Below are 19,728 nucleotides of genomic sequence, written 5' to 3'. Positions count from 1 at the left end.
AGGTAGTGGCGTAAGGGATTCCTCAGCTTGAGAGTTTGGGAAGGATTCTCCGCCCCAAGATATTATAAAAACAATTAAACCAGCAATAAAAATTACGCCAACAGTAGCGATAGCTATAATTAATCTAACCATGCCTACTTCTCCTCTACTGAACGAGGTTTGGTGTTATGGAGAAACGGGTGCCCCGTTAAGATAACACCTACTTATGACGGACAGGGGAATAAGGAAAATCAGAAGGTATATCCAAGCCCAACCTGTATAGTGGGAACGTTCCGATCACCCAAGTACAATTGACCATATCCAGCCCTTAGGCTCAATTCGCGGGTTATGTTAAAACGGATTCCCACTTCGTAGTGATAGAGATCCATGGTGTCAAAATCCTGCTGAAGTTGAATTGAACCTGTGGCATCTATTACAATTCTGTCCCGCGGATAGAGTTTCACTCCCCCACCAAAGATGGGTGTAGTATGAGTTGACCGAGGCAAATCCTCGTATGCTGCGACGCCACCCAGCAACGTAAACGTAACTTTGCTTTTTCCTGGAGGGCGTGGACCCCACTGAAACATCGCGCTCATGTTCGTGCGATCTGGATAGGAAAAGTTCAGTTGCGCACCTAAGGTTGATCGGTTTTTTCCTTCACGTAGATAAGCAAGCCTGAACATATAACTCCCATCTCCAGCAAAGGTGGAAACACCGTCCGCAGAAACACTCGCCCATATTCTCTGATGTATTGGAGAAGGTGGAGATGGCGGATCGTCAGGAGGCTCTCCTTGTGGCACCTTTTCCGGTTCTGGTTTGCTTTCATTCCCTTCGCCCTCAGTTGGAGTTCTAATTCTTGAGGATTCCGGTTCTGACTCATTTTCGCTTTCTACGTTAGGTGGATCTGGCAGGGATATTGTTGGAGGTTCCTCATCGACGATAGAGATTTGATAATTGTGATTTTTAGCTCTTGGCTGTCTGAACACTAAGTGATTATCATATTCGATCTCAATGTAGTATTCAATCGAACCGACGTGCTTTTGTGCGGGCAAATCCCCCTTGTAGACCCACGTCGATGACGCGGATTGCTGCCCCCACAAACGCATCTCCTGACTGTTCTGTTCTAATTCGTCCTTGTCTCTGTCGTAGGTTTTGTAGTAGATTTTAACCTGTTGGGGATTTCTAGTGCTGATTAGATCTAGCGTAAGTGGTATTCTTTCACCGACGGATATTTTTGCAGGGGGATCATGCGCCACAGCGGGTGGTATCTCAAGATCCAGTACCTTGTGGCGATCAGATTCGATTCTAACCGTTTCCCTTTGGGACTTTTCTGCATCGATGCCTTCCACAATGTAGTTACCCGTAAGTAGTCTGCTGCTGACGCTTCCAGTGCCCAACATTTTCCTTTCAACTTCGTTTCCTTCAATCCAGATTTCCGTTTCCGGTAGCAAAGAAATTACGGTCAATTCACCTGTTAATTCTTTGCGCACTTCCTCGATTAACTCAGCAAAAATTGGATGATCTTTCCCTAACCTTGGCGGCAATTCTTGATCTGGATTGTGGCGAATTGCCTTTTGAAATTGCTCCCTCACTTTGTCATTGCCTTCACCAATTCCCCTCTTTGAACCTCCTAAATAAAGACAGGCTTCTGCTCGCTGTTTCGGATCTTCGAGCTCTCGTATGGCTGAACTTAAAGCTTGGATTGCCTCTCTGTATCTTGCCTGTTCATATAACTTAATCCCGTCTTCAAAATTTTCTTGAGATGTAATTCTTATTTCTAAACGCCTAGATTCCGACCTATCTTCGTTGCCTTCCTCATCAGTTGCAGACAGATAATACTGGAGGGTTACGATATTTTCGATTGTGATATCTATGGTGTATATGTCTGAGGAACCTTTTGCCGTAAGTTTTTGACTTCGTTGACCGTTGAACCATGAGGTATGAATGTGAACATCTTTGACAGCGATATTGTCTGTTACCTCTGCTCTGACGGTAATTTCTTGATTAGGACCGAATCTCGCACCATCAGGTGGATATAGCAGGGATATTGTTGGAGGTTTCCCATCAACGATAGAGATTTGATAATGACGCGGTTGCGCTTCTGGATGTCTGAATATCAAGTGATCCTTATATTCGACCGTAATGTAGTATTCAATCGAACCGATGTGTTTTTGTGAGGGCAGATCTACTTTGTAACCCCACGTCGATGACGCGGATTGCTGGGGGTCCAAACGCATCCTCTGATTGTTCTGCTCTAATTCGTTGCGGTGTCTATCGTAGGTTGTGTAGTGGATTGTAACCTTTTGGGGGGCTTGGGAGCTGATTAGATCCAACGTAAGTGGAATTATTTCACCGACGGATATTTTTGAGGGAGAATCATGTTTCACGATGGGCGGCGCAAGTGGCATTTTAACCATTGGCTTGAGATAATTTACTGGAATCGCAAAATTGAGATTTTGTCCATTGCGAAAAGTTGCGAATGAAATCCCTATCACCTCGCCTTTTTCATTGAAGACGGGACCTCCGCTACTCCCCTGGGAAATCGGGGCTGTCATTTGGAAGAATTTATCAGGATCGCCACGAATCGCACTGATAATGCCATCAGAGAATGACCCTTCCAGTCCGTGCGGATTGCCTGCAACGTAAACTTTATCGCCAATCCGAACCGTATCACTGTCACCAAGGGAAAGTGCAGGTGCGTCGATCCCTCCGACCTTTATTACTGCCAGATCGTGCTCTTGGTCACTGTCGAGGATTGTTTCAACAAGGTATATCTCTTCCTTGCCAACTAACTTCACGCCTCCAATCGACATATTATCGATAACGTGATAGTTAGTCGCGATTTGATCATCGTGGACGACAAATCCGCTACCCGTCCAACGTTTGTCTTTGGCATCTGCTAAGCCCAAGTGCACCGTAGAGCCTAAAGCGATTTCAGCAATTTCTCGGGCAGTCAGGGCAGTTGCCACAGTTGTTTCGTAGAGCAGCATCAGTACCCCAACCATAACACTCAAGAACAATTTTTGCCTACGTTGCATAAAACTGTATCCTTGCATAGAAGCACACACTCAAATAGCATCATTGATTCAAAAAATCGTGTGAGATCGTCTTTCCATCTTTCCATACCTCGTAAGGAAAGATTTTTTCGTTGCCACGGTACATCAGCTTAATTGTTGTCCCAATCGGGACTTTCAAATCGCCTGGTATCGGAGTAACGTTAGCATTTTTTTCGTTGGGTTCAAGGGGTATTGTGAAATCTCGTGTCCGTGGCTCCATGAAATAGTTGTTTTCAGGTAGCTGTATGAAAACTCTCGCCCATGGTATAGCGTTAATGGAGACCGACACAGTTCCAGTTTCAGATTGTGTTAGTGGGGTGGGTTGAACTATTTGCAGCTCCTTAGGTCGACGAACTTCCGAGGGATTATCGTCGATCTCAGTGGTCTCCTTAGGTTGAGGCGGGCGCGGGGGATCTCCGTCCCAAGGTACTAAAAAAATAATTAGACCAGCGATGACAATGACAATAGCTATGGCGACAACTATAACCAATCTGTTCATCCCTGACTTTCCTTTACTGAGTGAGGTTGGATATTATAGACAAATAGGTAGCGTGTTTAGATAACACCCACTAAGAAGGACTATCACACATCTTCGCAGCTTAATTTATACTCCAGTAGTTTTGGCGAGCATTAGTATCCAAAAATTATAGCACCCTTCGCAAAAAGGTGTCAATTGATTCACGTCTATTTTCTGATGGATCGTAATAGCATCTTTTGATGGAATCATGCTATAATAGTTTCGGCATTGACAAACAGCAATAATCAGGAAGACACACTTCAAAAAGGGAAATCTCTACGAAGGGAAAACAACCATGTCGAACACACTATTTCCCACAACCGTGATTGGCAGCTTGCCCCGATCTGCGTGGGTGCGTGAGTTAATCCTTGACCGAAAGGATGGAAAAATATCCGAAGAGGAAACAGATCGATTGCTTAACCCGGCGGTCGAATCAGCGCTGCGTCTCCAAGAGCGAGCGGGGTTGGATGAGGTTACCGATGGCGAATGGCGCAGGGAAAGTTACGTCAAGGTCTTTGCTGATCGTGTACGGGGTTTTCGAGCGGATCTCAATCCTAGCGGCGGATTGCCGTACCCGGCGGTGGTGGAACCGATTGAACATTACCGCCCTTTAGTGGTTGATGAAATCCGATACATCCGGGGACTAACTCAGCGACGCATCAAGGCAACCTTACCTGCCCCCTACATCATCGGTCGGCGGATGTGGCATCCCGAACACTCAAAAGCCGCTTATCCCACTCGCGAGCAGTTGATGACCGACTGTGTGCCGATTCTGCGGCAGGAAATTGCACTCCTCCGTGAAGCGGGGGCAGACACGGTGCAACTCGATGAGCCCTGGCTTAGTACCATGGTCGATCCAGACTTCCGAGAACGAGAGGGTGTTACCGATGTCCAGTATGAGATGGATCAGTGTGTCGATTTTATTAACCAAACGCTGGACGGAATCGAAGGTATCGAGACTGGGATGCATCTGTGCCACGCACACTTTGACCGCCAACACGGTACGGAAGGATCCTACGACTTAATCATGCCCGCCTTGGCAAAGGTTCGAGTCGGCACAATTTCAATGGAATATGCTACCCCTATCGCGGGCGGTTTAGCCTCGCTCGTTCGATTTCCTGAGAATGTACGATTGGGGCTTGGGTGCATTGACCATTGTGACCGGCAGGTGGAAACGTCGGAGGATGTGATAGCCCGTGTGGAGGAAGCCATGCGTTATGTGGACAAAGAGCGCATTACGTTGCATCCGGATTGCGGCTTTTCACCATCGGTTCAGAATCCCATGGATCTAGACGAAGCGTACTTGAAACTAAAGGCGATGTGTCGGGCCGCACTGCTGCTCCGCGAAAAATATGCCTGATGTTAATGATTCCTGAAGGGAGATTGAAATGACAACACCAGAAGCTGCAGCAGAACTTTACAAAGAATCTGTTGTGATAGATTGTCTGAATGTGAGCAATTGGGAGAGTCCGGCTGTGTTCCAGAGCTTGCACGCTGGGGGTGTAACAGCCATCAACGCCACCGTTGCGACATGGGAAAATTATCAGCAGACTTTGGACAACATTGCTGCTTGGTTTCGCCGGCTTCGAGAATACGGCGACATCCTTATGCAGGTAAAATCCGTGAAGGAACTGCTCCAAGCTAAGCAACACGGCAAAGTAGGTATAATCTTCGGTTCTCAGAACGCGTCTCCCATTGAAAACGATCTCGACCGACTGGCGCTGTTTCACGCGCTAGGAATGCGAGTCATCCAAGTGACCTACCACGAGCGGAACCTGCTGGGTAATGGCTGCTGGGAACGTAGAGACGACGGTTTAAGCAATTTTGGTGTTGATGCTATCCGGGAGATGAATGCACTCGGTATCCTGATTGATCTTTCTCATGTGGGGGATCGCACCACGCTGGAGGCGATAGAATTGTCGGAAAAACCTGTCGCGATTACCCACGCGAACGCCCGTTCCTATTTCCACCATCCCCGAAATAAGACGGACGATGCGCTGAAATTGTTGGCAGAACGGAATGGTGTAATCGGTGCAACCTCCATCACCTCTTTCTTACCGACCCAATTTGAATCCACGCTAGAGGACTATGTGGATGCGATAGATGACATGGTGGAACGGGTCGGGATTAACCATGTGGGTGTTGGAACAGATTTTACACAAGATCAACCAACCTCTTTCTGGGAGTACATTGGCGCGCAGCAGGGGACAAAATACCCGTCCACCTTTGTGAATCCAGACGTGCGATATGACCAGCTACCGATGTCTCCCAAGGGCTTTGAAACGCCCGATAAGTTTCCAGACTTGGGAGCCGCACTCCTAAAACGAGGTTACAAACCGGACGAGGTTACCAAAATTCTGGGTGGAAATTGGGTCAGACTGTTTCGGGAGGTGTGGACAGAGTAAGCGGTGGAGGGTCAACGTCCACCGAAAATAAATCGTTGCGCAAGATAAAATGGGGAAAGAACACCGATGGAATCAAATCGAGGGATATATCAGGATAGCGAAGGAATTTCGTTTGCTAACATCGCGCTGCGTCATCGAGATGGGCGGTCGCTGGCATCTGTTCGGGTTCGGACAGCCGGACATACCCACACAGGTGTCGCTAGTCTTGTCGTTGCAGAGGAAGGGCAAGAGCTTGTTTACGAGGATGGATCCTGGGACTGCCGGGAGTGGCAGTGGTGGAAGGACCATGGTCGTGGAGACGAAAAGTGGCCCCGGCTAGTACCAGCGACCTCTGTTTACGAAGAACAAGGAGACGAAATCTGCGTCACAAGTCAATACACGTGCGACCACATCCAGACTTACCAAGAGTGGTTCTTCCAACCTCAAGACCGTGACGATGTACTCACATACAACTGTCGGCAAACAATCCAGAATTGTGGTTCCATCGATTTAGTCGAGTATGCCCAATTTTTTGCTTGCTATACTGAGACTAACAGAGAGAAAAGTCAATTCTATTGGTCATCAGACAAACAGTTCAAGAATTTTGAGAGCGTCGGCGGAAGACATCTGGATGCTTACATCGTTGCCCCCGAATCAACCTTCGAGCGACTCGGGTTAATCCCACACGCGCTTAGGGGCGGTGGCAAAGTTGCGGATACTTGGTATCAACCGGTGTTAGTCGGTCAACCTAGCCCGAAAGGTTGGCGGCATATCGTTTTCACCGAACCTGATGTGACAGCCGGACTCGCCTCCGGAATGGGTGGCATCGCAATGGACTACATTGCTTATCCGGGAACGGAAGTTTTCAAGCACGGCGAATCCTTTTCGATTCGTATCCGGCACCATATCATCAAAATGCCTGATTCCATTCAGGTAGATCTTGTTGAAGAGCTTTGGGAGGCGTTTGCAAGGGAGGTCATGAGCTAAGACAAGTGCTTATATATAGATCTGTCAGCAGAATCGTGCTATAATATCGCTTACTCTGATACGACACATCTTCCTCTAAGAACCCCATGCTGAAAGTTGATACCAAAACGGAGTAAAACAATGGAAATAAGTCTTGAGGAACAGAAAGAGCAACTTATGCGGGAGGGATACGTCATTGTGCGTGGCATAATCCCGCCCGACGAATTAGAACAACTGCGTGGCAGTGTTGACACCATTATCGACAAAGCACCCCCTTCAAGCCGGGTCACGGTGACCGAATGGGTTGATAAACAGACCGCTAACGCTGTCGAGTTCTATTTCGACGACCGTACCCTTGACTTCAGTCGCAGGCTGATGGATGCCCCCGATGTTGCCCCGTTAGGGATGTGGGTGTTGTGTCACTCGGGAACGGGTTGGCACCGTGACATCCATCCAATTGATATGGCACCACTTGATGGATTGCAAGAGGATATTCAGCTCAACGGTCCTCCTTATCTTCAGTGGAATCTTGCGCTCTATGATGATAGCTACTTACACGTGATTCCCCGCAGCCATCTGCGGCGCAACAACGAAGCGGAAAGCAAAAAAGAACGTCGTATGGGAGTTGTTCCACTGCCGGGCGAGATTACCGTAGACCTCAAAGCCGGCGATGGTGTCATCTACATCAACGCCATCCTGCATAGTGCCACACCAAACGGGGATGAGAAGCGGCGAACACTTCACTTTGGATACCAATCATTTGGTGCCGAAGGATTTACGCATTTTTTCCTACCTGATACAATGGGTGTTGAATTTGTGGAACATTTGTCGCCGTGGGCTGCTGAAAAATGTCATCACTTTGAGGCACTCCACGCGGAGCGACACGACGACGTTGCATTCACACTCCGCGCCATCTTTGAAAAAGATGTACATGCCTTTACAGAAGGATTGCACCGGATTCACCGCAGTGAGCACGCCCGGATGACTACCCTAGTTGTGTTGTCAAAGATTGCTTACTTGATTCGCAAATATAAAGATTCCGACGCAGAAGAATATACCAACGGTCCCCGCATCCAGCGGATGGCAGACCGTTTTACCCCCGACGAATTGGAACAACTCTGGCAGCGATTCGCTGTCCTCGATCGCAAACTGCAATCGGATACGAAGCAGTATGAACCGCTGTTTCAGAGTGGTCCGATGACGTACTTCTTTTTCGATATGCCTCAGGATTTCAGCGTTGACGACTTCATCGCTAGTTGGAATTGATAGCTGTCAGCCAATTGAGGCTTGGTATCTGTTCACAGTAGACATAAATTCAATAAAGGAGCAAATCATGTCTCAACGTCTGGTCTATTTCAACGGGGAATTTATTCCCGAACAGGAAGCACGTATCTCCATCTTCGACTCTGCGCTGCTGTTTGGTGATATGGTTTTTGAGGTGACCCGTACCTTTAACCAGAAACCCTTCCGCCTGCGCGAACACTTAGATCGGCTCTATGGGTCAATACGCTATGCCGAAATTGATTGTGGGCTTACCATCGACGAAATGGAAGACGCTACCTATGAGACCATTGAGAAGAACTTACCCGCTCTCGATGGCTTGGACTTCCAGATTATGCACGATGTGACCCGTGGGGGGTACCCACTTTATGATGGTCTCATCAAAGAAGGTGCCTCCCCCATCGTGTCGATTAACGTCTTCCCACTCATCCGGCACGTCGGTGGGCAAGCTGACAAGTATGAAACCGGATCACACTTTGTTATCACACCGCAGCAATCAGTGCCTTCTCGTTATATCGATCCCAAGGCGAAAAACCGGAGCCGCATCTTCTACAAACTCGCTGAACTTCACGCGAGCCGGCTAGAGGAGGGTGCAATGGCGCTGCTGACCGACGAGCACGGCTTCATCACCGAAGGGACGGGCAACAACTTCTTCATCGCTCGGGAGGGCGAGATCTTTACCTCAAAACCCAACGATATTCTGCGTGGGGTGTCGCGTCACGCCTGTATGGACATTGCTTCCACACTCGGTATCCCTCTCCACGAAGCGGACATCGAACCCTACGATGTCCGGGAGGCAGATGAAGCTTGGTGGACGAGTACTACCATCTGTATGGTGCCAGTCACCCGTTTCAACTTCCAGCCAATCGGTGATGGAAAGCCCGGACCCATTTATCTGCGACTGCTCGATGCTTGGTCGAAAGAAGTTGGGGTGAACATTCCCGCCCAAGCACGCGAATACGCAGAACTCGGTAAAACATGGACACCGTAATTCCGTTTTTTGAAATCTCTCTAAGGAGAACGCCATAGTGGTAAGATTAAACAATCCAACGAATACCCCCGGCTCAGTTGAGGGACTGGGACGCCTCTTAAAGCGTCGATTGCAAAACGGCGATGTCCTCGTCGGCGGTATGGTCGCTGAGCATCTCCGGCCATCGCTGGTAAAACTGTATGTACAGGCGGGTTTCGATTTTATGTACATCGAGTACGAGCACGGTTTCTTTGAGATGACTACATTTGCGGACTCGGTCCTATGTGCTCGTGACAACAATCTCCCCGTCATCGCCAAGACACCGCAGCTGGAGCGCGCCGAGGTCGCAAAGTTACTGGAGTGTGGAGTCGTGGGAATTCAGTTACCTCGCACCGAGACGCGGGCAGAGGTCGAAACGCTTCGCAGCTACCTCAAGTTTCCACCCGCCGGCACGCGGGCGGTCGCCCCCGGATATGGCAATAGCAGCTATCTTCAGCCAGCTGACTGGAAGACGTGGATAACCGAGCAAGATGAAGAGACAACGCTGGTTGTTCATATCGAAACGCGACGCGCTTACGAAAATGCCGAAGAAATCATCAGTACACCGGGGGTAGATATGGTTTACGTCGGTCCCGGTGATTTCTCCATTGAGATGGGACACCCCGGCGACTATGATCATCCAGAGGTCACAGGCCCAATGGGAGAAATTCTCGAAATCTGTAAGAAACATGGCGTTTACTTCGGCACGACCGCATCAAACGCAAGCGCAGCGCGGGAATGGGTAGGACGTGGGGCACAGTTTTTTGAGACCGCAGATGAGCTCGCTTTCATCCATGAGGCGGCGTCCAATCTAGTGAATGAGTATAGGCAGTTTACCCAATAAGCCTAACGTAAGTTGCTAGTGATGTAGTGTGCTATCAAATTGCCTTCTATGCCCGTAGGTCAGGCATCTTGACCAACATAAAAAAGCCCCAGCGGGGCGACATGTGCAACTTGCGTTATCTATGGTGAATTAGAAAAATAAGTAGACATTTTTCCAAAAGTCCCCCTGATAACGGTTTCCCCCTTGATAAGGGGGGCTAGGGGGGTTGGGGGATTTAGGGGGTTGCCTGGGCATTGGAAGTGTCTAAGTAATTCTAAAATATACCATAAATGACGTTTCACGTTTTACGCTTCACGTTTGGCGCGGCGATAAATCGCCGAACTATAAAAATAACCCGCAACTTGCGTAAGCCTAAGACACTATCAAAATCCTTTAGTTCATATCAAAAGAAGGTGCAAAATGCAAAGATAAACCGAGTTTTTTCTTGAAAACTCGGTTTCTGTTGCACGATTTCTTTACATGAGCCAATCCTTCTTAAAAGCTATATCTGATAATCAACCCATTACGGAAGGGCATCAACCAATGAAAATCCACCCGGAGCATACTTGGGGACACACCATCCCATTCGGGGAAGAATATTATCAAAACACAGTCAAGTTATTACGAGACATCCGTGGTGATGCGGCGATTATGGCTGAAGTTGCGGTAAAGGCAGCCGATGCCATCCGTGCAGGGAACAAGGTCTACGCCAACATAACGACGGGACACATGCCGACATACGAGTTGGTGAACGACCGTGAGGGGAATCCGGCACAGTTTGAGTTTACCGGAGCGGATACGTGCACACCGGAGCAATTTGCCGCGATGCGAGCAGGTGATGTGCTTCTCACCAACCACGTCAGCGAAGCGGTGCGAGATGCCCGTGATACCGGTGTGTATGTCGTTGTGTTCACGACCTGCTACGTCAACAATCGAGATACGCCTCCGGGTAAGGTTGTGCCGAACCCCCATGATTGGGTGCCAGAAGATGTGGCATCGCGCGTTATCGATTCGCATATTCCGTGGCATCAAGGTTTGGTGCATGCGCCAGCAATCCCGGAAATGGAAATCTGCCCCGGATCTTCAAACGGGACATGCGCGATCCACTGGATGATCACCGCTGAAGTTGCCCATACATTGGCGACGGACCTGCCGCCAACAGGGGCAATCGGTTGTCAATATGTGGACATCCTCTCGGAGCGACTTGCCGATGTTCATGCTCAGGATGTGGAGCACATCAATGAAATTGCCGTAATAATAGCGAATCGAATCATCAACGGTGGACATTACTACGTGCGGAGTCGCAACGAAGGGATTCAGAGTGAGGCAAATGGAGTCGCACAAGGGTTGATGATGTGCAATGCCTTTGAACCGCGCACCACGAGCGAGGGAGGCGATAAGGATGTCTTTCTAATTGCCGCAGTAAGTGCGAACGATCCACAAGACCTTGCTTGGGCAAACGAAGCTCAAGCCAACGGTAACTACCTCGTCGGCATCGGACCTTCCAATAACGATGGGTTACGCGCCCGTTGCGACGTCTACTTCGACGACCGTTGCGACGAGATAGCCGGTGTTATCCCCATCCCCGGTCAGCCTGATAAGGTTTGTCCCGCCACCGGTATTCTCAACAACGTTATCATGTATATGCTGACAGCACAGTTTGTGGATGAGATGTGCCGCCGTGGTGCTGTTCCCTACTTCTTTATGGGAGGCTACCGTTTCGGTGGTGAATATAACAGTGTAATGCGTCCTTTCTGTTTGGAACGAGGTTATTAACCAATGGTGCTAGTTTGCAGCTGTTGATAATGTAATGCGTGAAACGCGAAAACCATTGGTTAATCGGTTCATTTAGCCCCAGCGGGGCGACATGTTTATAGCACACGGATAAACAAATACCCTAAAGCCCCAGCGGGGCGACATGTCTATCCGAAGGGGGAACGTAAGAAAAATGAATGAACTAATGAATCAATGAACTCCCCGATAAATCGGGATTCAAAGCGACTTGAACAATGTGCAAACGATTTGCTCACTAACTAGCACCAAAGGTTATTATAGTAAACACGAGAAATAAGGCTGAAGTCCCCCTGACAAGGGGGATTTAGGGGGTTGGTTGTGCATTGAAAGTGTATCAGTAATTCTAAAATCTACTATAGTGCACAGATATCCAATCGAAAAGCAAGATCCAATATAACGGGGCTAACCAATTCAGACACACCATAGGAGATCAGTTCAAATGCCTTATAAACGGGTTGAAGTGAATGATGACGATGCAAAAGCGCTTGACAAACTTCTTGCCGGAGAGATATTCACCTCAACTGATACTCAGATGAACCTCGAAATCCTTTGTGATGACTTGGGCAGCCGATTTGCAGGGACACCGGCGGAGGCGGAAGCCGCACAATTTCTGCAAGCTACGTTGGAACGATACCAACTCAAAGATGTCCGCAGCGAAGCGTTTGAATACAACGGTTGGACGCGCGGCACGGCTAAATTGACCGTTACCTCCCCTTGGCAGCGAGAACTGTCATGTCTGTCGATGCCGATGTCACCATCAGGAAGGTGCAGCGGAAAAATCATCGATATCGGGATGGGTTCGCCTGAAACCTTTGATGCCTTACAAACTGAACTGAAAGGTAATATTGTACTCGTCAACATTGCAAACCCGGCTTCAGCGGGTCGCTGGGTTCACCGCACCGAAAAATACAACAGATCCATCCTTGCAGGTGCACAAGCGTTTATCTTTATGGCAAATCAAGATGGCTACGGCCCGATTACCGGCGCGCTAGGGTTCAATCGATGGGGACTGATACCCGGAATCATGATCTCTAAGGAAACGGGAACACTCCTCCAAAGAGCCATACGCCGGAACGGTTTTGTCGAGGCTGAAGTTGAAACCACTGACACTCTCGCCAAGAAAACGTCATGGAATATCATTGGAGATGTGAAGGGCAGTGCGTCAGATGAGGCTATGGTACTCATTGGCGTTCACTACGATGGCCATGATATCTCTCAAGGTGCGGAAGATCCAGCTTCGGGACTAGTTGCAGGACTGGAAGTGGCGCGGGTCATGAGCCTACACGCTGACAGACTGAAGCGGCCTGTTCGCTTTGTCCTATTTGGTGTTGAAGAACTTGGACTTATCGGTGCACATGCGTATGTTAACGATCACCCAAGAGATATTGAAAAGACTCGGTTCATGTTCAATTTGGACTCGGCAGGAGGTGGCGGACGGAAAGGACTGATGGTTTATGGGCCAGATACAAGGGCTTATTTCCGTACAATGGGACGGCAAATGAATGAAAACCTCATGGTAGACTTTGATGCCTCTCCGCTACGCGAACCCGACCATCTTTCCTCCGATCACTACCCGTTCATGGCAAAGGGGGTTGCCTGCGGATTTATCAGAGATCCATATAGCTATACTTGGCCCGGATTCTATCACACCGCACATGATACCGTTGATAAGGTTGACCCTCTCAAAGTGAAGGAGGCTGCATTTCTATGCGCTCGTTTGGCTTGGAGAATCGCCAACGACGATAATTGGCCCTTCAAACAGATGAGCGAGGAAGAATTAGCGGAACAGAGCACAACACCGGATGTCAGCGAAGTTCAACGGATCGAAAAGGCAGTCGATCAACTCCAACAACAGAACTAACAGTGGACAATTGAAAGCTTAGAGAAGGCGTGTCTCATGTTCGACAATTTCACGAAAACCCGAATCAAAGCCAACGGTGTCTCTATCAATCTCGTGCATGGCGGAGTTGGACCACCCTTGTTGTTATTGCACGGGTATCCACAGACCCATGTTGAATGGCATAAGATTGCTCCCAAACTTGCCGAGGATTACACCGTCGTTGCTCCGGATCTGCGCGGCTACGGTGACAGCGAAAAGCCTCCCGCTCCAGAGGGTGACTTGAGCGTCTACTGCAAACGCACAACCGCACAAGATCAGGTTGAAGTGATGGAAAAACTCGGTTTTGAATCGTTCCATGTCGTTGGCCACGATCGCGGGGCACGGGTCGGACATCGTATGGCACTTGATCATCCAGAACGGGTAAGAACCTTCACCTCGCTTGACGTTGTACCTTCGCAAGCTGCGTTTAATCACATGGACAGCCAACTTTCCTTCGCTTGGTTCCATTGGCACCTGATGCGTCAACCGTCGCCGCTGCCGGAAACCTTAATCGGTAATAGCGCCAAGGCCTATTTGGACTTCCTCCTTGAGCGATGGACCGGAATTGACGGTTCAATTACAGATGAGGCGTACGCAGAATATCTCCGCTGTTTCAATGACTCTGAAACTATCCGCGCCACCTGCTTGGACTACCGCGGTATCGAGCTTGACCTGAAGCACGACGAAGCCGATCACGGCCGGAAGCTCACCTGCCCCGTGTTGTTGCTCTGGGGCAGCAACATGACGAAGCGTCCAGGTTGGCAAACCGGTGCCAGCTTGGAAATGCTCACTGTCTGGCGGGATCGGGCTGTTGATGTGCGCGGTAAACCTCTTGACTGTGGCCATTTTTTGCCCGAAGAACTGCCGGAAGAGACAACGGTTGAATTGCTAGCGTTCCTCTCCGCCCACTAAAACCCAATCCAAATTTGAAGTGACCACCCTATCTGCCAATCCCACATCTTCCGAAAATTCACCCGCCGCGTTAGTGCGGTTAGATTGCTTGAGCAAAGCCTACCGTGAAGCAGGTCAAAACCGGATCGTATTGAACCAAGTAAGCCAAGAATTTTATGAGGGCGAGTTTATCTGCGTGTTGGGAAAATCTGGTAGCGGAAAGAGCACATTACTCAATCTGATCTCTGGTATTGATGCTCCGAGCAGCGGTCATGTGTTTATTCGGGAAGATGAGCAAGAAGTTGATTTGACTCGCCTGAACGAACACCAGCGAACCCTCTTCCGTCGTCGCCACATCGGAATTATCTTCCAGTTTTTCAACCTCATTCCGACCTTAACGGTATTGGAGAATGTCCTCCTGCCACTTGAACTCATGCGTAGTTCTGAGCCCCAAAGGGATAGGCACACTCGCGCAGCAGCACTGCTTGAGCAAGTCGGGCTTGATGAACGGCTTAATACCTATCCCGATAGACTGAGCGGCGGCGAACAACAGCGCGTTGCGATAGCCCGTGCGCTCGTTCATAATCCCCTGATGCTGCTTGCTGATGAGCCGACCGGTAATTTGGACACAGAAATCGGTGCAACTGTTCTGTCGTTATTGCTAGAAATGATGCGGGGCACCGGCAAAATGCTGTTGATGGCGACGCACGCACAGGAGATCGCAAACCATGCAGATCGGGTGCTGCACATCACCGATGGCGCGCTAGTCAACGATACCGTGTAATAACCTTTGGTGTGTAGGGAACAATGATCGTTATTCCGTACTGAGGATGTCGTTTCCACATCGTTCAAAAGTTCATTATGGTGAATTAGATAAATAAGTACGAAGTTTGCAAAGTCCCCCTGATAACGGTTTCCCCCTTGATAAGGGGGGCTAGGGGGGTTGGGGGATTTAGGGGGTTGCCTGTGAATTGGGAGTGTCTAAGTAATTCTAAAATTTACCATAGTACATGAGTTCACTAGTTCATTTAACGGACCGATTTCACGTTTCACGCTTCACTATGCAATTATCAACCACTCTCGCTTGGCGTCATGCGTGGCGTCGTCCCACCCAAAGCATCTTCTTCATCGTCGGAGTGGGGTTGGGCGTTGCGATGATTGTCGCAATAGACCTCGCCACCGGTGCTGCCAACCGTGCTTTTACAATCAGCACAGAAGCCGTGGTAGGCAAAACCACTCACCAGATTGTTGGAGGCCCCAGCGGGTTGGATGAGAGCATTTATGTCACATTGCGGCAGCAGTTGGGCTATCGCCTCAGCGCACCGATTGTGGAAGGCTATGTTACCGCCGAAGAACTGGATATGCAGCCAATGCGTCTGTTAGGTGTGGATAGCTTTGCTGAATCTTCCTTTCGCAATTATCTAAATGACAATAACACTAACTTTGCGGATGACAATGGATTCACAGCGTTTATTGTTCAACCAAATACCGGCTTGCTCAGCGCGGATATAGCCAAGCAATACAATATCCATGTAGGCGATTTCATCCACATACAGGTAGCGGGGCATCGCCACACTTTGCAGATTGTGTATCTTCTAAAAGCAGATGATAAAAATGAACAGCGCGGACTTGATGGTCTGCTGATCACTGACATCGGCACTGCTCAAGAGTTACTGGGTAAAGTGGGCACTCTCAATCGAATTGATCTGATTATTCCGGAAGGCACACAGGGAGAGGCAACGCTCAAACGTATCGCTGCTATCCTGCCCCCCGGTGCTCGCATCGCACAGCCAACGGACTCCACAGTGAAAGAGATGACGGCTGCGTTTCGATTGAACTTGACAGCCCTCAGCATGCTCGCGTTGTTGGTCGGAATGTTCCTCATTTATAACACAGTTGTCTTCAGTGTGGTGCAGCAGCGATCGGTTCTCGGCAGCCTACGTGCCTTGGGAATGACGCGGGGTCAAATTTTCTCAATAATTCTGTCCGAGGCGGGATTGCTGGGGGTTATAGGCACAATTCTCGGACTTGGCTTGGGGTATCTGCTAGGACGTGGTGCGGTCCAAATAGTTACGACCAATATCAACGATCTCTTTTTTGTTGTCACTGTGCGCCGGATCGACATCCCACCCTTGACATTACTGTTAATCGCTGCCGCACTCCCTGCTTATGAAGCAACCAATGTGCCCCCTGCCTCTGCTATTCAACGCAGCCATATCGAAGAACGGGTGCGTAACGCGTTATACTGGGTGAGCGGAGTTGGCGTGGGGATATTACTGTTGGGCATCACCCTTCTAATTCCTGAATGGCACCTAATCATTACATTTGCTGGGATTTTCGCTATTATCATCGGCATTAGCCTGCTGACGCCTGCTCTAACGTTAGGGCTAATGCATATTTGGGCAGGATTAATCAGATTTTTCGGGAAATCCTTCAGCCCTTTAATTCGACTTGCGATTCGGGACATCACACGCTCGTTGAGCCGCACCTCCGTTGCCATTGCTGCGCTGATGGTTGCAGTTAGCGTAATTGTCGGTGTCAGTCTGATGATTAGCAGTTTTCGTCTGACCGTTGAACAGTGGTTGACAGACCTGTTGCAGGCAGATATCTTCGTCTCGGCACCAAGTCTCATCTCTGATCAAACAACCTTTCCGCTTGCGCATGGTGTGGTAGAAAAGCTAGAGACGTTTCCCGGTGTTGTCCAAATTGCGACGAGCCGGTTGGTAGATGTCAGTGCCGGTGATTTGGGGATGATCCAACTTGCCGCTGTCAGCATGGACATCGCCGGCGATAAGCGTTATTACAAGGCAGCCGTGGGAGCCCCTGCGAAGACTTGGGAGGCACTAAAGGCGGGTGGACTCATTATCAACGAACCGATGTCGAACAGATTCAAACTCGGGGTTGGCGATGAAGTGTCTCTGCTTACAGATCGGGGTGAGCATCGATTTCCAATTGTGGCTGTTGCTTATGATTTTGATGTGCAGTCCGGCGCACTTATCGATGATGCCATTTATCGCACATATTGGAACGATTCCGACCTATCGTCTGCCGCACTCTTTGTGGAATCTGGTGTCGATGTAGACACCAAAATCAACGAATTACGAGCAGCGTTCGCCGGCGAAGCTGAATTGGTGATCCGCTCTAGCCGTGGCCTTCGGGCACACTCGCTCGCTATTTTCGATCGTAGCTTTAGCATAACGGTCGCGCTGCAGATGCTCGCCATGCTTGTGGCTTTCATTGGTATACTCAGTGCGCTGATGAGTCTGCAATTGGAGCGGCGTCGAGAGATCGGAACATTGCGTGCTGTTGGCATGACACGCCGGCAGTTGTGGAAGTTGACATTGGTGCAAACAGGTTTGATGGGAACGACTGCGGGGATCCTTGCTATGCCGACCGGCTTTGCTCTTGCCGTAATTCTCATCTATATCATCAATCTTCGCTCTTTCGGTTGGACGCTGCAGATGTATTTACAACCCGTTTATTTCCTGCAAGCCCTAGTGGTCGCGCTGGTCGCAGCGTTGTTAGCGGGAGTTTACCCTGCATGGCGTGTGGGCAGAATGCAGCCGGCAGATGCGTTGAGGGAGGAGTGATGTATCAATTTACCTATGTACGATTTTAATATTGTCAACGTTCTCCGCCCATCTGACTGGATCACAATCTTTTATCTCGCAGCTACTGGCGTGCTCGCTTGCATCTTTCATAAAAGCTTGCGATGGTGGGGGATTTATGTAGTGAGTCATGCGGGGGCTATATGTGGTTTGCTTTTGTTGGCTGTCATTTCCAAAGATTTTTTGCCGTTGCCGCTGCAAGTATTACGCGATTGGTATCCGATTGCAACGATTCCAATTTTTTACTTGGAGATACCACCATTGACACAGATGGCAGTGCAAAGATATTTCGATGATAGAATCATCGAATACGAACAGCGGCTATTCAATGGGCAACCGAGCATTTATTTCAGTGAGCATTTTCCGTCTAGGGGGCTTTCAGAGCTTTTACATCTATGCTATTTCAGCTATTATCCCATTGTTTTCGGGCTTGTTGGGGTGCTTTACTTCCAAGGCAGGTATGAAGTGTTTCACAAAGTCGTCTTTGGGGAGGTACTGACCTTTAATTTATGTCTTATCTGGTATATTTTCATGCCGGTCATGGGGCCCCGCTACAAGTTTGAGAGAATTAGCGGGCGACTCGCAGACGGTTTGCTTTTCAAGCTAATACACATGATCCTTTCCGGTGCATCATCTAAAGGCACGGCGTTCCCAAGTTCTCACTGCGCGATTGGTGTGATTGTAGTTCTCTACGCTGCCCATTATCATCCGATTGTTTTTACAATCCTGTGCCCATTTGGCGTGGGGTTGATTGTTGGAACAGTCTACGGACGGTTTCATTATGCACTTGACGCCATTCTCGGAACGGTCCTGGGAGTAGTTGTTTTTGGGGTTGCGCCGTACCTCTATCGTTTGTTGCTATGACGGAAGCTGCCAGTTATTGAAAATCCATTGGTTTCCCCGTCCATCAAGTGCGCTACTTTCGCTCCAGCGGAGCGATATGTCTATAGAAGGGCGATGCGTCCAATTTTCGCGCTCCAGCGGAGTGCTATGTGTATGGAAAGCAGTCTAACTAAAGCCCCAGCGGGGCGACATGTGTGTCGTAAATTTGGTTATTTCTGATATATGTCGGGCATGGAAATTCGCCCTACAGGTTACCTAACAACTTAGGTTAATATCACAAAAAGGACTTGCTTTCCAAACTAAGTTGGTGTATGCTAAAAAAAATCATAACTCAGGTTTATAAATCATTTTAATTTTTACAGAGGGAGAACAAGCATGAGACTTATACAATTTTATCAACCAGGCCAAGGCAAACGTGTCGGCGTTGTAACACGGAGCGATGTTGTTACCGATATCGCCAGCGACGGAGATCGTGGGTTACTCAGTCGATCTGTTGAACCTGACGATATTGTGATTGATGTCACGAGCGATGAGTCGCCGGGTGTATTAGAATTAATCGAACTCTCCTACAAAGAGGGGGTAAGCATGGGGATTTTGCTTGCCGATATCCAAGAGCGTGTGTCGAGTGCATCAAGTCATGGACCGTTACCGGGCCAAGTCGATGAAGACAAACTCAAATTTGCTACGCTCGATGTACC

15 protein-coding genes are annotated in these 19,728 nt (G+C 49.0%); 13 read left to right on the top strand and 2 right to left on the bottom strand.

The window, feature by feature from the left end:
* Window positions 1-230: 230 nt before the first annotated feature.
* Together J4G02_15990 and J4G02_15985 are read right to left on the bottom strand one after the other, a co-directional pair.
* Window positions 231-3,017 (bottom strand): trypsin-like peptidase domain-containing protein, encoded by a 2,787-nt coding sequence (locus J4G02_15990; GenBank protein ID MCE2396065.1) that lies wholly within the window; start codon window positions 3,015-3,017, stop codon window positions 231-233.
* Window positions 3,018-3,057: 40 nt separating this feature from the next.
* Window positions 3,058-3,534 carry a hypothetical protein gene (locus J4G02_15985; GenBank protein MCE2396064.1) on the bottom strand — a complete coding sequence of 159 codons (477 nt, stop codon included), beginning with the start codon at window positions 3,532-3,534 and terminating at the stop codon, window positions 3,058-3,060.
* A 313-nt stretch (window positions 3,535-3,847) separates the two neighbouring features.
* Between J4G02_15985 and J4G02_15980 the strand changes: the two genes are divergently transcribed.
* The 13 genes from J4G02_15980 to J4G02_15920 all read left to right on the top strand — a co-directional run.
* On the top strand, window positions 3,848-4,912 hold the full coding sequence (locus J4G02_15980) for a cobalamin-independent methionine synthase II family protein (protein ID MCE2396063.1): 1,065 nt from the start codon (window positions 3,848-3,850) through the stop codon (window positions 4,910-4,912).
* A gap of 28 nt (window positions 4,913-4,940) precedes the next feature.
* Window positions 4,941-5,957 carry a dipeptidase gene (locus J4G02_15975; GenBank protein ID MCE2396062.1) on the top strand — a complete coding sequence of 339 codons (1,017 nt, stop codon included), beginning with the start codon at window positions 4,941-4,943 and terminating at the stop codon, window positions 5,955-5,957.
* Between the two features lie 66 nt (window positions 5,958-6,023).
* Window positions 6,024-6,923: a hypothetical protein gene (locus J4G02_15970; GenBank protein MCE2396061.1), complete on the top strand. Its 900-nt coding sequence runs from the start codon at window positions 6,024-6,026 to the stop codon at window positions 6,921-6,923.
* Between the two features lie 120 nt (window positions 6,924-7,043).
* Entirely contained in the window at window positions 7,044-8,168 is a 1,125-nt protein-coding gene (locus J4G02_15965; GenBank protein MCE2396060.1) for a phytanoyl-CoA dioxygenase family protein, read from the top strand.
* A gap of 67 nt (window positions 8,169-8,235) precedes the next feature.
* On the top strand, window positions 8,236-9,174 hold the full coding sequence (locus J4G02_15960) for an aminotransferase class IV (protein ID MCE2396059.1): 939 nt from the start codon (window positions 8,236-8,238) through the stop codon (window positions 9,172-9,174).
* Window positions 9,175-9,211: 37 nt separating this feature from the next.
* Window positions 9,212-10,036, top strand: a complete 825-nt coding sequence (locus tag J4G02_15955) for a hypothetical protein (GenBank protein ID MCE2396058.1) — start codon at window positions 9,212-9,214, stop codon at window positions 10,034-10,036.
* A 522-nt stretch (window positions 10,037-10,558) separates the two neighbouring features.
* Window positions 10,559-11,791 carry a hypothetical protein gene (locus J4G02_15950; protein ID MCE2396057.1) on the top strand — a complete coding sequence of 411 codons (1,233 nt, stop codon included), beginning with the start codon at window positions 10,559-10,561 and terminating at the stop codon, window positions 11,789-11,791.
* A 457-nt stretch (window positions 11,792-12,248) separates the two neighbouring features.
* Entirely contained in the window at window positions 12,249-13,670 is a 1,422-nt protein-coding gene (locus J4G02_15945) for a M28 family peptidase (protein MCE2396056.1), read from the top strand.
* Between the two features lie 36 nt (window positions 13,671-13,706).
* A complete protein-coding gene (locus tag J4G02_15940) occupies window positions 13,707-14,600 on the top strand; it encodes an alpha/beta hydrolase (protein ID MCE2396055.1) in 894 nt (297 codons plus the stop codon).
* Window positions 14,601-14,619: 19 nt separating this feature from the next.
* A complete protein-coding gene (locus J4G02_15935) occupies window positions 14,620-15,363 on the top strand; it encodes an ABC transporter ATP-binding protein (GenBank protein MCE2396054.1) in 744 nt (247 codons plus the stop codon).
* A 277-nt stretch (window positions 15,364-15,640) separates the two neighbouring features.
* On the top strand, window positions 15,641-18,169 hold the full coding sequence (locus tag J4G02_15930; GenBank protein ID MCE2396053.1) for an FtsX-like permease family protein: 2,529 nt from the start codon (window positions 15,641-15,643) through the stop codon (window positions 18,167-18,169).
* Window positions 18,170-18,184: 15 nt separating this feature from the next.
* The gene (locus J4G02_15925; GenBank protein MCE2396052.1) at window positions 18,185-19,051 is read left to right on the top strand and encodes a phosphatase PAP2 family protein; all 867 of its coding nucleotides are present in this window, start codon (window positions 18,185-18,187) and stop codon (window positions 19,049-19,051) included.
* Window positions 19,052-19,405: 354 nt separating this feature from the next.
* Window positions 19,406-19,728 (top strand): hypothetical protein (locus tag J4G02_15920; GenBank protein MCE2396051.1); only part of this gene is annotated, 323 nt, incomplete at its 3' end.

The sequence above is a fragment of the Candidatus Poribacteria bacterium genome (assembly GCA_021295755.1).
Classification (GTDB): Bacteria; Poribacteria; WGA-4E; order WGA-4E; family PCPOR2b; genus PCPOR2b.
Note: the sequence above shows the minus strand (reverse complement) of the source record. Positions and strands in the feature narration are given on the sequence as shown.

Bases quoted from the DNA above. Each gene is read 5' to 3' on its own strand.
- J4G02_15960 (MCE2396059.1), top strand. From the start codon at position 8,236: ATGTCTCAACGTCTGGTCTATTTCAACGGGGAATTTATTCCCGAACAG.
- J4G02_15970 (MCE2396061.1), top strand. From the start codon at position 6,024: ATGGAATCAAATCGAGGGATATATCAGGATAGCGAAGGAATTTCGTTT.
- J4G02_15985 (MCE2396064.1), bottom strand. From the start codon at position 3,534: ATGAACAGATTGGTTATAGTTGTCGCCATAGCTATTGTCATTGTCATC.
- J4G02_15925 (MCE2396052.1), top strand. From the start codon at position 18,185: ATGTACGATTTTAATATTGTCAACGTTCTCCGCCCATCTGACTGGATC.
- J4G02_15980 (MCE2396063.1), top strand. From the start codon at position 3,848: ATGTCGAACACACTATTTCCCACAACCGTGATTGGCAGCTTGCCCCGA.
- J4G02_15965 (MCE2396060.1), top strand. From the start codon at position 7,044: ATGGAAATAAGTCTTGAGGAACAGAAAGAGCAACTTATGCGGGAGGGA.
- J4G02_15940 (MCE2396055.1), top strand. From the start codon at position 13,707: ATGTTCGACAATTTCACGAAAACCCGAATCAAAGCCAACGGTGTCTCT.
- J4G02_15950 (MCE2396057.1), top strand. From the start codon at position 10,559: ATGAAAATCCACCCGGAGCATACTTGGGGACACACCATCCCATTCGGG.
- J4G02_15930 (MCE2396053.1), top strand. From the start codon at position 15,641: ATGCAATTATCAACCACTCTCGCTTGGCGTCATGCGTGGCGTCGTCCC.
- J4G02_15975 (MCE2396062.1), top strand. From the start codon at position 4,941: ATGACAACACCAGAAGCTGCAGCAGAACTTTACAAAGAATCTGTTGTG.
- J4G02_15990 (MCE2396065.1), bottom strand. From the start codon at position 3,017: ATGCAACGTAGGCAAAAATTGTTCTTGAGTGTTATGGTTGGGGTACTG.
- J4G02_15945 (MCE2396056.1), top strand. From the start codon at position 12,249: ATGCCTTATAAACGGGTTGAAGTGAATGATGACGATGCAAAAGCGCTT.